At 31.5% G+C, this 13,137-nt stretch carries 11 protein-coding genes; all 11 read left to right on the top strand.

Annotation, left to right across the window (positions count from 1 at the left end):
* Positions 1 to 209 precede the first annotated feature (209 nt).
* The 11 genes from MTQ00_RS11360 (at position 210) to MTQ00_RS11310 (ending at position 13,096) form a co-directional block, all read left to right on the top strand.
* Complete coding sequence (locus MTQ00_RS11360) at positions 210 to 917, top strand: polysaccharide biosynthesis/export family protein (RefSeq protein WP_228456987.1); 708 nt, start codon at positions 210 to 212, stop codon at positions 915 to 917.
* 8 nt (positions 918 to 925) lie between these two features.
* The gene (locus MTQ00_RS11355) at positions 926 to 3,262 is read left to right on the top strand and encodes a GumC family protein (RefSeq protein WP_273649109.1); all 2,337 of its coding nucleotides are present in this window, start codon (positions 926 to 928) and stop codon (positions 3,260 to 3,262) included.
* 73 nt (positions 3,263 to 3,335) lie between these two features.
* A complete protein-coding gene (locus MTQ00_RS11350) occupies positions 3,336 to 4,664 on the top strand; it encodes a nucleotide sugar dehydrogenase (RefSeq protein WP_273649107.1) in 1,329 nt (442 codons plus the stop codon).
* Between the two features lie 133 nt (positions 4,665 to 4,797).
* Positions 4,798 to 5,925, top strand: a complete 1,128-nt coding sequence (wecB, locus tag MTQ00_RS11345; protein ID WP_273649106.1) for a non-hydrolyzing UDP-N-acetylglucosamine 2-epimerase — start codon at positions 4,798 to 4,800, stop codon at positions 5,923 to 5,925.
* Between the two features lie 9 nt (positions 5,926 to 5,934).
* Positions 5,935 to 7,143 carry a UDP-N-acetyl-D-mannosamine dehydrogenase gene (wecC, locus tag MTQ00_RS11340; protein ID WP_273649104.1) on the top strand — a complete coding sequence of 403 codons (1,209 nt, stop codon included), beginning with the start codon at positions 5,935 to 5,937 and terminating at the stop codon, positions 7,141 to 7,143.
* A gap of 13 nt (positions 7,144 to 7,156) precedes the next feature.
* A complete protein-coding gene (locus tag MTQ00_RS11335; protein WP_273649102.1) occupies positions 7,157 to 8,620 on the top strand; it encodes an oligosaccharide flippase family protein in 1,464 nt (487 codons plus the stop codon).
* 4 nt (positions 8,621 to 8,624) lie between these two features.
* Complete coding sequence (locus MTQ00_RS11330; protein WP_172280035.1) at positions 8,625 to 9,779, top strand: polysaccharide pyruvyl transferase family protein; 1,155 nt, start codon at positions 8,625 to 8,627, stop codon at positions 9,777 to 9,779.
* Positions 9,779 to 10,453 carry a glycosyltransferase gene (locus MTQ00_RS11325; protein WP_273649100.1) on the top strand — a complete coding sequence of 225 codons (675 nt, stop codon included), beginning with the start codon at positions 9,779 to 9,781 and terminating at the stop codon, positions 10,451 to 10,453. The genes MTQ00_RS11330 and MTQ00_RS11325 overlap by 1 nt, the downstream gene beginning before the upstream one ends.
* 131 nt (positions 10,454 to 10,584) lie before the next feature.
* Entirely contained in the window at positions 10,585 to 10,977 is a 393-nt protein-coding gene (locus MTQ00_RS11320) for a hypothetical protein (RefSeq protein ID WP_273649098.1), read from the top strand.
* Between the two features lie 38 nt (positions 10,978 to 11,015).
* Positions 11,016 to 12,137 carry an EpsG family protein gene (locus MTQ00_RS11315; RefSeq protein WP_273649096.1) on the top strand — a complete coding sequence of 374 codons (1,122 nt, stop codon included), beginning with the start codon at positions 11,016 to 11,018 and terminating at the stop codon, positions 12,135 to 12,137.
* Positions 12,138 to 12,169: 32 nt separating this feature from the next.
* Positions 12,170 to 13,096, top strand: coding sequence for a hypothetical protein (locus MTQ00_RS11310; RefSeq protein WP_172280029.1), 927 nt, complete (start codon positions 12,170 to 12,172; stop codon positions 13,094 to 13,096).
* Positions 13,097 to 13,137 lie beyond the last annotated feature (41 nt).

The following is a 13,137-nucleotide window of genomic DNA, read 5'->3' as shown; positions in this document are numbered from 1 at the left end:
TAAAATTTTAGAATAGATTGTCACCAGCAGGTGAACATTAAATCACAAATTAGTAGAAAAAAATAGCTTGTACGGAATGTAATCAATAAATAAAATTAAAGTCAAGCGACAGTAGATTAAATAATATCATGAATAAAACTATTATTACTTACCTTATAATTTTGTCAGCGGTTTTGGCATCTTGCAAGCCTAAACAAAATATGGTATATATGGCACAGCATAATATGGAGGAGGAAGTGGCTAAAGCAAAATTTCAGGGGTTACATATACAAGAAAGTGATGTGCTTCTGATTCTCGTTTCTGCGCTTGATGAGATAGCAGTAAAACCATTTAACCTAAATACTGCAAATCGTGTTGGAAGTGAGTCTCCAAATGGTATAACTCAATATGTACAACCCAGTGAGTATATGGTAAATGAAGAAGGATATATTAATTTTCCTGTGTTAGGAAATGTTTATGCAAAAGGGATGACACAAATACAGTTAAAGCAGGAATTAGAGTCCCGTTTAAAAAGATATCTTACAGATCCTTTAGTTACCATTACTTTGAAAAATTTCAATGTTAGTGTTTTAGGTGAGGTTAAGCTTCCTGGCCAAAAAGAAAGTCCTACACAAAAGCTTAATATCTTTCAGGCATTAAGTCTTGCGGGAGATATGACAGATTTTGGAAATCGTACAAACGTAAAACTTATTCGTTCAGGAGACGATGGTTCGGATCAGGTTGTTAATTTAGACTTATCAAGATCGGATATAGTAAATTCACCTTACTACTACATGAAACAAAATGATGTTCTTTATGTAGAACCTGATCATAATAAGCAAATACAGGCAAACTCTAATCCAAATAGAGCTCTTACATTTCAAATTATTGCTTCAGCATTGGCAGCAGCAACCCTCGTTATTTCTTTAACCCGATAAACTAGAACATGCAGCATATAGAATTTCAGGAAAAAGAAGAAGTATTAGATATAAAGAAAATTATCGGGCAATATCTAAGAAAATGGCCCTGGTTTATTGGATCCATTTTAATGTTTATGATTGGAGCCTACATCTATCTAAGATATTCTATTCCTCAATATCAATCAAAAACTACTCTTAAATTTGATAAAAAGGAAACAGATCTTACTTCTGCACTTGCGGATTTGGATAATTTGGGGATAGGCTTAGGAAATGCTGATGAGATGAAAAGTGAAGTAGCTGTAGTTACATCCCGTCCAATACTTATGCAGGTTGTTAAAAACTTAAACCTAAGTGTTCAATACTTTAGTGCGGGAGAAATTAAGGATTCGGAATTATTTACACAGATACCGATTACAGGTAAAATACTTTCATTTAAAAATGAAAAGAAATTTAAATCTGCAGAATATAATGTTAGTGAAGTAGGTGATCATCAATTTACATTAATTGATGATAAGAAAGCTGAGTTTAAAGGAGAATTTGACAAACCTCTACATTTGAAGTTCGGAACAGTTATTCTACATAAAAATTCTGGAATTAAATTTCGTTCAAAATATATAATAGTATTTTGGAATCCGATTGAGAGAGTTAAAAAATTAGAGGAAAAGATTAAAGTAGATCTACCGGATCAAAAAGCATTGTTGATGGATATCAGTTTGATAGGTGGAGTTCCGGAAAAATCAGAAGCTATTCTAAATGAAGTCACAAAGCAATATAATTTGGATGGTCTGAGAGATAAAAATTTACAGGCAAAAAATACACAAGAATTTATTGATAAAAGGTTAGAGGTTATTACCCGTGATCTATCTGGAGTAGAAAATCAAAAGGAGGATTTCCAGAATCGCAATCGTATCGTTGATCTTGAAATCCAGGCACAATTGGCACTTCAAAATACAAACGATAATACCAAAGCGCTTTTACAGCAACAAGCGCAGCTGGAGCTTTTGAACTCTTTAGCGCAAGAAGCTGCAAAAGGTGGAAACCAGCTCATGCCTTCCAATCTTGGACTCAATCTTTCACTGGAACAAGCTATTTCTCAATATAATACACTTCTTATTACCAGAAATAAAACACTAAAGCAGGCGACTAATGAAAACCCTGCTGTAGTGGAAATGAATAAAGAAATAGCTTCATTAAAAGAGATTGTTCGTGAGAATATTCGCCAGCAAAAGGAGACTGTGCAGGCAACTATATCACAATTTAATAATCAGATTGCAACAAGTAACGGACTTATTGAGAAGGTACCTGGACAATCAAAAGTGTATCGTGGAATAGAGCGTCAGCAGAATCTTAAGGAGCAACTATTTTTATTTTTATTACAGAAGAGAGAAGAAAATGCAATCAACTTATCTGTAAATGTTCCAAAAGCAAAAATTGTAAATCCCGCATTTACCGATGATATTCCCATATCACCTAAAAAGAGTATTGTTTTTCTGGGAGCTCTGTTCCTTGGAATACTGCTTCCCTTTGCCATATTTTATTTGTTCTTTATGTGGGATGATAAAATCTATAATCGTGACGATATTAAGGAGCGTTCTTCTTTAGGTATTTTAGCAGATATACCAACATTAAATGATAAAGAAAATCATTTAGTGCAAAAAAATGATTTTTCTGAATTAGCAGAATCTTTCAGAGTATTGGTTTCCAATCTTAAATTTGTGCTACCTGTTAAGGAATCAGCTAAAATTATTATGGTTACATCATCTGTTAAGGGAGAGGGAAAAACTTTAGTATCAGTTAATTTAGCACTTACATTAGGAAATAAAAATGGGCGGGCTCTACTTATTGGTTCTGATATCAGAAATCCGCAGATTCAGCGTTATGATAGTGAACCAGTGAAAAGAAAGGGGCTTACAGAATATCTATACGATGAATCAACTAATGTCCAAGATCTTATTCATACTTCAGATACCAATCCAAATTGTGATGTAATCTATGCTGGAAGTATTCCTCCTAATCCTCAGGAACTTCTTTCTAATGGTAGATACCAAAAACTTATCCACCAAATGGAATCACAATATGCATATATTATTATCGACTCTGCACCCCTTGTACTAGTATCGGATACTCTTAATATTGCAGATGTTGCGGATACAACTCTTTACGTGGTAAGGTCTGGGGTGTCAAGAAATGTATTAATAGATTTTACAAATGATTTAGTTAAAGATTCTAAACTTTCTAATGTATCCTTTGTTATTAATGATGTATCCAAAAGTGCTGGAGGTTATGGATATAATTATGGTTATGGATATGGATATACTAAAGATAAAAAGGAAAGCTGGTGGCAAAGATTATTTAAAAAATAATTTTGTTACTAAGCTATGGGATTAACAAGAGATATTATAATATTAGGAGTGACTTTTAGAAGGTACAATATTGATGGATACACAGATTAGAATTAGTATAATTGGTTTAGGATATGTTGGGTTACCATTAGCACGTTTATTTGCTACGAAATATCCAGTTGTTGGTTTTGATATTAACCAGAAAAGAATCGAAGAGTTAAATCACGGCACAGATCATACATTAGAAGTAGATAACAATATACTACAATCTGTCTTATCTAAAACAAACCCTTTTAAAGAGGCTTCAAACTCTAACATCTCACAAAAAGGATTGTATTGTTCATCAGAAGTAGATGATATTAAAGAAGCAAACATTTATATTGTCACAGTACCTACACCTGTTGATAAACATAACAGACCCGATTTAACACCATTATATAAAGCCTCAGAAACGGTAGCAAAAGTTCTGAAGAAAGGTGACATTGTTATTTACGAATCCACAGTATACCCCGGAGTCACAGAAGAAGAGTGTGTTCCAGTGTTAGAAAAAGTATCTGGTTTAAAATTTAATGAAGATTTTTTTGCAGGATACTCACCAGAACGTATAAACCCTGGAGATAAAAATCATACTGTAGAAAATATCTTGAAAGTAACATCAGGTTCTACAAAAGAAGTTGCAATTATTGTAGATGACTTATATAAGTCAATCATTAATGCTGGAACACATTTGGCTCCATCCATTAAGGTTGCAGAAGCATCTAAAGTTATTGAAAACTCCCAAAGGGATATTAATATTGCTTTTATAAATGAATTAGCTAAGGTTTTTTCGCTTATGAACATTGATACTAATGATGTTTTAGAGGCAGCTGGAACTAAATGGAATTTTTTACCCTTTAAGCCTGGTTTGGTTGGGGGGCATTGTATAGGGGTAGATCCTTTTTATCTAGCACAAAAAGCTCAGGAAATAGGATATTATTCAGAATTAATACTGGCAGCAAGAAGACTAAATGATTCTATGGGGGCATTTGTAGCCTCTCAGGTTATTAAGTTGATGATTAAAAGAGATATTAAAATAAAGGGTGCAAGAGTTTTAAACCTGGGTATCACTTTTAAGGAAAATTGTCCGGACATCCGTAATTCTAAAGTTATTGACGTTATTCAGGGATTAGAAGAATATGGTGTAGAAGTCACAACTTATGATCCTTGGGCAAAAAATGAGGAGGTCAAAGAGGAGTATGGATTTGAAATCATTAAAGATATTGAACAAATTAATGGTAGAATAAGCTCTCAAAAGTTTGACGCCATAGTACTTACTGTATCTCATAAGGAATTTTTAGACGTTGATTTATCAAAACTTTTAAAGGAAGAGGGAGTCATTTATGATGTTAAAGGCTTTTTAAGTCATTACGATTCTAGACTATAACCCTAAAAAATAAAATTATATTACTGTGCGGTAGATTAGCAAAATTAAAAATCGCACGTGTTTTTTGATGATTGTAACTTTAATATTAAGAGTTCATCATAGATTTATTAAAAAAAGAATGGGAAATTAACTTATGAAAATTAAAAATCTTATCATTTTTGGGACACGTCCTGAAGCTATAAAAATGGCTCCGTTGGTAAAAGAGTTTAAAAAGAATGCTGATTTTGAAACCAAGGTTTGTGTGACTGCACAACATCGAGAAATGCTTGATCAGGTTCTGTCATTCTTTGATATCAAACCTGACTATGATTTAAATTTGATGAAACCTAATCAAAATTTATATTCATTAACAGCAGATATTATTACAGAAATGAAATCTGTTTTGGACGATTTTCAACCTGACTTTATTTATGTTCACGGTGATACTACAACCACTATGGCCGCAAGTATAGCTGGATTTTATTCCGGTGCAAAAGTTTGTCACGTAGAAGCTGGTTTAAGAACTTATAACAAACGATCTCCATTTCCAGAAGAAATAAACCGCCAGGTTACAGGACGTATTGCTGATTATCACTTTGCACCTACTGAGCAGTCAAAAAGCAATCTGATTTCGGAAAGTGTAGCTGAGAAAGATATCCTAGTAACCGGGAACACTGTAATTGATGCATTATTGGATAGCTCAGAAAGAGTTACGAAAATAGAAAACGATGAGATTGAATCTCTAAAAAATATTGTAGATACTAACAAAAGATTAATATTAGTAACCGGACACAGAAGAGAAAATCACGGACAAGGTTTTATTAATATTTGTGAAGCATTAAAGGAAATAGCGGTAGTAAATTCTGATGTTCAGATTATTTATCCTGTACATTTAAATCCAAACGTTAAAGGGCCTGTTTATGAAATTTTATCAGGAATAGATAATATTAAGTTAATTGATCCTTTAGCATACCCGGCTTTTGTTTGGTTAATGACACAATCATATATGATTATTACAGATTCTGGTGGCGTACAAGAAGAAGCTCCGAGCTTAGGAAAACCAGTATTAGTAATGCGTGATACAACTGAACGTCCTGAAGCTGTAGATGCTGGGACGGTAATTCTAGTAGGAACTGATAAAAACAAAATTGTTTCTGAAGCACAAAATTTACTGACAGATACCCAACGGTATCAAATGATGAGTGCCTTGCATAATCCTTATGGTGATGGAAAGGCATGTCAACGTATTGTCCAATTCATTAAACAAAATAGTAATATTTAAAATAAAAGTATGCAACCAAAAGTAGTAACGATAGGTTTAGGATATATCGGATTGCCAACATCCGCTTTAATTGCTAATAATAACATACCAGTACATGGAGTAGATATTTCTCAACATGTAGTGGATACCATTAATGCTGGTAAAATTCATATTGTAGAGCCGGATTTAGATGAAGCTGTGGCAGATGCAGTTAAAAATGGCTATTTAAAGGCGGACACAAAACCAGTGATTGCTGATACTTATTTGGTTGTCGTTCCAACACCATTTAAAGGAAATCATGAACCTGATATTTCATATGTAAAAGCAGCCACAAAGGTGTTGATCCCTCTATTAAAAGAGGGAGACTTGTATATTATTGAATCTACATCCCCTATTGGGACTACCGAAAAAATGATGGAATACATTTTTTCAGAGCGTCCGGAATTGGAAAATAAAATTTATTTGGCTTATTGTCCAGAAAGAGTACTTCCTGGGAACGTAATGTATGAACTGGTTCATAATGATCGTGTAATTGGAGGTGTAAATAAAGAATCTACCGAAAAAGCACTTGAATTTTACCGTCAATTTGTTAAGGGAGACCTTCATCCGACAAATGCTAGAACTGCAGAAATGTGTAAGTTAACTGAAAACTCCTCTCGAGATGTTCAGATTGCATTTGCTAATGAATTATCATTGATTTGTGATAAAGCAGGTATTAACGTATGGGAACTAATTCAATTGGCGAACAAACATCCACGTGTAAACATATTACAACCAGGTTGCGGAGTAGGAGGACATTGTATAGCTGTTGATCCGTACTTTATTGTTGCTGATTTCCCTATGGAATCTCGTATCATCGCGCAAGCCCGTGCAACTAATAATTATAAATCATTCTGGTGTGCTGAAAAAATTAAGACAGCACGTTTAGAATTCGAATTAAAACAAGGGCGTCAACCTTCTATAGCTATTATGGGACTTGCTTTTAAACCCAATATTGATGACTTGAGAGAATCTCCAGCTATTCATATTGCAGAAAGGGTATTACAAGATTCAGGAGATGCTGACTTGTTTATTGTTGAACCTAATGTACAAGAACACAAGATTTTTAAATTAACAGATTACAAAGATGCAGTAAAGAAGGCGGATATCATTGTTTTCCTTGTTGCTCATAATGAATTTAAGAAGTTGGAAATTGCTGACGATAAAATCGTTATAGATTTTTGTGGCGTTAAATTATAATCATTAATATTTAATGATAAAAATTAAAAATCTTATTAACGATTTTAAAAAAAATACGCTTATAAAAGGTATTTTTTGGTCTTTCTTAGGAGTAATAGCCTCTAAAGGATTAGGCTTTCTAGCAATGTTTTTTGTTGCAAGAGAATTGTCCGTAGCTGATTTTGGTAATATTGGGATTCTACAATCCTATATTACCACTTTTTCATTGCTAAGTCTTGCAAGCTTTGGAGTTACTGCCACTAAATACATTGCTATAAATCTTCATGAAAATAAGAGAAAAACAAGTGAAATATTTTCTTTAGTACGATTATCTTCTTTTTTACTAGCCATACTTGTGTTAGTGTGTTCTTTATTTTTTAATAAGGAGCTTTGTGTATTATTGACAGGCAAAGAAGAAATATGGCAACCTATGTTGTATTGTTCTATTGCTATTTTATTTTCTTCTCTGAATGGTTTGCAAACCGGTGCATTGGCAGGATTTGAAAACTTTAAATCCATTTCTATAATTAATATTGTAAATGGATTATTATCCTTTCCTTTAATTATTATACTAACGGAAAGATATGGAGTGAATGGATTTGCTTTTGCACTTCTAATCACTAATTTTTCTATATGGCTATGTTCCGCGATATTACTTAGAAAAGTATGCAAAGAACATGGAATATGGTTTTCTCTTGATAATATAAAATCAAATTTTGATATTATACTAAAATTTAGCTTACCTGCATTCATTAGCAGTTTAATGGTTAACCCAATTATTTTAATTTGTAATAGTATTTTGATAAAGAGAAATCATAATGGTTTATACGAAATGGGTATTTTTAATGCCAGCAATAACTACTCACAAATTTCAATGATTTTATTGAGTATTATTGGACAGGTTTTTTATCCTTACGCTATGAAGAACTTTGGAAATGGAAATAAAAAGTTTGAATTTCTAAATATAATCCATCCAATGTTTTTTGGTTTAATTATATGTCTGCCAACTGTTTTTTTACCTGAGGTATTTTCCTCTTTATTTGGATCACAGTATCATAACAATGATATGTATATTACGACAATATTAGTTTCTATATTTACTATTATAAATTCACAAAAACAGGGTATTGCCAGAAATTTTGCTGCAGGTAATTTCATGTGGTTTAGTGTTTTTAGTAATGGTTTCTGGGGTATTACGGCAATAGCATTCAGTTACTTACTTGTTGATTATGGAGCCATTGGCAGAGGAGTAGCCTTTGTGATTGCCTATTTTTTAAACACCGTATTATTTATTCCTTATTTTATTAAAAATAAACTGGTAAATAAGAAACTGGTGCTAACATGGTATAATCTATTATACTTTGGAATTGTACTTGGGGGGCTTTTTCTTTTTAAAATGAATGTCTCCGTAATTATTAGAGTGGTTTTATTGTTGGTGAGTTTATTATTGGTATTACTTACAATTAAGCGGTGGTATAATGTTTATATAAAGAATTGAACAAATGCAGAGAAATAGAAAAATCGACATATTAATTAAAGGAGCGTATGGAGATGCGAATGTAGGTGATGATTTATTGTTAGAAATGACTTTGGATCTACTTTCTCATGTTAATCGAAATATAGATGCAAAGATTGTTTGTAAAAAGGAAAAATATATTAAACAGCAATTCAGCAATGCCAAATTTCTAAGTTTAGCAGCATCTCGTTTTGAGTCAGCTGATGTTTATATTTTAGGTGGTGGAACCCAGTTCTTTTCATTTGAAAAGTCACAAAGAGACATATCATTAAGCTCCAGATACCAACTTTATTTTAATCTTTTATTAAAAGAACCATCTTTGTTGATCAGCTTTTTAACTTCAAAAGGTAAAAAGAAAAAAGATATCAAATTAAAACTGGCTTTAGGAATAGGGCTTGGACCTTTTGGTACAGAGAAGGATGAAGTTAATGTTAAGAATGACTTGGCATTGTATGATAAAATTTATTGCAGAGATAGTATTTCATTGCAATATTTAGAAAAATGGGATTTAAAAAACAGGCAATTTGGAGCAGATCTATGCTTAACGGACTTGTTCAAGAATAAATATCCATTAAATCATGAAGCCACTAAAGAAGACAGGCTAAAGCTTGGAGTAGTACTTAGAGATTGGCCTCATAACAATACAGGAGAACTCATTAACAGCAAAATCTTTAATTGGTTACCTGAACAAAAAGATTTCGAAAGAAATTTATTCATGTTTTCTGAATCAAAAGATGATGTATTAATTCAACAGGTTAAAAAAAGATCTGATTTAGGAATAAGGAATCTCATTATCTGGCACCCCTTAAAGTACAAATTTGTAGAGTTTTATGTGTATTTAAATGAATGTGATATTTTAATTACATCTCGTTATCATGCTGCAATTTTTGCTCTTAATCTGGGAATACCAACTATATGTTTAGGAATTGATCCAAAACTAAAAGCGCTTTGTGACGAAGTTAGTGGATTTTATTATTGGAATCCTGAAGAAGAAATCTCTGTTCTGGATAAATACATACAAAATATAAAAGGTAATTATCAGCAACATCAAGAGAATATAAGAAATAGCTATAAAACTCTTAATGCCAGAGCAAACGCAATGGTGGAAGATGTATTGAATGTTTTAAGAAATTTTGAATAATGTCAAAGAAAGTACTTTTTATTGCACCCAGTTCATATCCGGTTAATTCTCCTGAAGCTATTGTTAACATTAAGCTGCTGGAATTATTAAGTAATAATGGATATGAAATCGACCTCATTTCTAAAAAAATAAAATGGAGTAATTATCCGTCCACTCAGTCTTTAGAAGATTTAAATGTCAAAATTAATAGAAGTATTGTTGTAGAAGTAGATAACAAATTTACCTTAAAAACACTATTTCAGCATTTATACGTTTATTTTTTGTTTGGAACAGTATTTAAAGGAGCTCACTGGGCCTATGAAGTCATTTTTAATAATAAGTCATTTTTTAAAAATGAAAAATACGATTATGTTATTACAAAAGATACGCCTAGTTTTTTAATCGGATATTATCTTAAAAAGAAACTGGGGTTAAAATGGATTTCTACATGGAATGATCCTTATCCGCCACTTAAATATCCAGTTCCTTATGGTGGAGGATTAGATGCCAAGATGCCGTTTTATAACAAAGGTATTATTACTATAATGGATTTTGCAGATAAGCATATTTTCCCTAATGAACGGTTAAGAGATTACATGTTGAACTATCTTAATCCCGATAAGTCAAAGACTGTAATAATTCCTCATTTGGCATATGAGCCAATTATTGGAAAAAAGAAAACAACGGGAAGTTAAGATTAATTCATTCTGGAAATGTTCGATCTCCGCGTGATCCTAAGATTGTTGTTCAGGCATTTGCCAAGTTCATTGCAGAAAGTGGTGCAAAAGATATTACTCTTGATTTTATAGGAATATTTGATAATGATTTGAAGGAATTAATTAAAAATGTGGAAGGTAATAATCAAATCAATCTGTTACCTCCTGTGGAATACAAAAAGAGTTTAGAACTTTTAAAAGAGTACGACGTAGCGTTAATAATTGAAGCACCTTGTGGTGAAGGTATTTTTCTGCCTACTAAAGTTGGTGATTATATGTCTCACAATACGCCGATATTTAGCATTAGTCCTTCAGTTGGTGTTTTAAATGATCTTTACCAAAAAAATGATGTACAATATTTTGCAGATATTAGTGATCATAGTATGATATATAATGAATTTAAAAAAATTTATAATGATTATAAAAATGGCCAACTAAAAAATAGTAGCTTTAATCACACTTATGGTAAAGAGTATATTTTGAATTTATATAATACATTATAATGCTTTTCTATATTGTAACATTCTTGTTGTGTATCATTATGGATAATCTACCCGATAGAAAACATATATTGGGTAAGAAGCTATTTCTTGTATGGATATATATATTTTTATGTTTTGGCTATACTGTTGGAACAGACTGGAGACATTATGAAGACTTATATAATTTTGCTACAGATAAAGACCTTTTAAGAAGAGATTATGAGCAGGGATTTTATTATCTCATATACTTGATACGACATATTATACCTGATTTTTGGTTGTTTCTTGGACTTGTAAAATGTCTCTATTTATATTCAGTTATAAAATTCATAAAAAGATTTATTAAAGGTGAGTTTTTAGCGATTGGGATCATGCTTAATTATAACCTCCTTTTTATGCTGATTGATAATCCTTTAAGGTTTATGTGTGGGTCAGTTATATTAGTTTGGAGTACAGTATATTTACTGGATAAGAAGTATGTTAAATTTATTATTGTTGCATTATTAGGACTTTTATTTCACATTTCATTAATTGCTCCAATTTTATTATCCTTACTAGTTGTATTTAGGAAAAAAATGATATATCGGTCAAATGTTACTTTATCAATTTGGTATATTATAGCTTGTATTATAGGTTTTTTTCCACAAATTTTAAATGAGTTTTCAAATTATTTTGCCTCTTTGTTTCCAACAATAGCATATAAATTATTAAATGTTTATGTAGCGGAATCTAATAACGCAATATTCACTATTGGTTCATTGATTATGTTTTTCTTATTCTTCGTTTTGTTACGTTATAGAAAAGCAATTTTAAATAATCCTCATGGTGATATACTGTATTTTTTTGCATTATTATACATGTATTTATTTAGGATTTTATTGATCTTTCCAACAGGCTTTAGAATTACTTTATATTTTGGACTATTTTTTGCCGTTTGTTTAGCAATAATTATAAAATCTGCAAATTTCAAAATTAAATACTCTCTTTATCTATTAATAGGCTTAACTATTTTTAAAACAATTTGGAGTAGTTATCAATATCTCCCTTATACAAACAGTATATATCATATTTTGTCATCAGATCACCTACCAAAAAGTTATAGAAGCAATCTCAATAAGAATGCATATCACAAACGTACAGGAGAGACAATAAAAGAGAAAAGTATAAATATACCAGATTAAACGTTTATAAGAAATAATTAAATTTTATAACAATGCAAACAACAAAATACTTAAAATTAAACAGTCCATTGTTATTTTTAATAACAATCATATTGTTGGTATTTTCAAACAGAATGTATGGACAACAACCTAAATTATACATAGGAATGACCGGCCTGAATCAATTGCAGGAGACATACATTAAACAGAATGGGTTAGAAAAAGCAATTATCTTTTATCAAAAAGATGTTACAACAGATGGAAGTAATCTTGATGTTGAATTATTTACAAAGAATATTAATGATAAGACATCTGCTGGAAGTACTGGGATTGCAGTTATTGATTGGGAAGGTCCTGCCATTAAAGCAATTTCAGGTTCTGATGATAAAAGTGCCAATTTGGCTATCCAGCAGTTCGTTAAAGCTGTTGAAACAGCTAAGAAACTTCGTCCCAATTTAAAATGGGGGTTTTATGGATTACCTGTTAGAACCTTCAAAGGAAACAGTAGTGGATGGAAAGATGTAAATGCGAGGCTGGCTCCGGTTTTTAACGCTGTAGATATTATAGCTCCTTCTTTATATATGTATAATGCTAATCCAAGAGTATATAATGCCCGATCTCCAATATTAGAAGTGGGAAGTGGGGATTATTTATATACTAACCTTGATTATGCTTTAGAGGTAGGTAAAAAGTACAATAAAGACGTTTATCCATTTATATGGCAAAAGAGAAATTCAGGAAACTCCAATATGGCGATGTCACTTATTCCAATCGATATTTTTAAAAATTATTATAAGATGATCACCTCTCGTGTTTCTTCCGGGAAAAAAGTAAGTGGTGTAATATGGTGGGATAGTCAAAAGTATTTTTATTTAAATAGACAAAAATACCCAGCACTTCAGAAAGAATATTCAAATGTAAAAGACGTTGAACAATATGATTTAGATGTTTTTAAAACATATTATAATGCAACTAAATAATTCTAAATTTTAAACCAATAAAGGGCATTTCGGATTAAATT

Origin of the sequence: Chryseobacterium sp. B21-037, assembly GCF_028570785.1 — a bacterium.
Taxonomy (GTDB): domain Bacteria; phylum Bacteroidota; class Bacteroidia; order Flavobacteriales; family Weeksellaceae; genus Chryseobacterium; species Chryseobacterium proteolyticum.
Note: the sequence above shows the minus strand (reverse complement) of the source record. Positions and strands in the feature narration are given on the sequence as shown.

Coding starts and splice junctions, on each gene's coding strand:
- MTQ00_RS11330 (WP_172280035.1), top strand. CDS start 8,625: ATGCAGAGAAATAGAAAAATCGACATATTAATTAAAGGAGCGTATGGA.
- wecC (WP_273649104.1), top strand. CDS start 5,935: ATGCAACCAAAAGTAGTAACGATAGGTTTAGGATATATCGGATTGCCA.
- MTQ00_RS11310 (WP_172280029.1), top strand. CDS start 12,170: ATGCAAACAACAAAATACTTAAAATTAAACAGTCCATTGTTATTTTTA.
- MTQ00_RS11335 (WP_273649102.1), top strand. CDS start 7,157: ATGATAAAAATTAAAAATCTTATTAACGATTTTAAAAAAAATACGCTT.
- MTQ00_RS11355 (WP_273649109.1), top strand. CDS start 926: ATGCAGCATATAGAATTTCAGGAAAAAGAAGAAGTATTAGATATAAAG.
- MTQ00_RS11315 (WP_273649096.1), top strand. CDS start 11,016: ATGGATAATCTACCCGATAGAAAACATATATTGGGTAAGAAGCTATTT.
- MTQ00_RS11325 (WP_273649100.1), top strand. CDS start 9,779: ATGTCAAAGAAAGTACTTTTTATTGCACCCAGTTCATATCCGGTTAAT.
- wecB (WP_273649106.1), top strand. CDS start 4,798: ATGAAAATTAAAAATCTTATCATTTTTGGGACACGTCCTGAAGCTATA.
- MTQ00_RS11350 (WP_273649107.1), top strand. CDS start 3,336: ATGGATACACAGATTAGAATTAGTATAATTGGTTTAGGATATGTTGGG.
- MTQ00_RS11360 (WP_228456987.1), top strand. CDS start 210: ATGGCACAGCATAATATGGAGGAGGAAGTGGCTAAAGCAAAATTTCAG.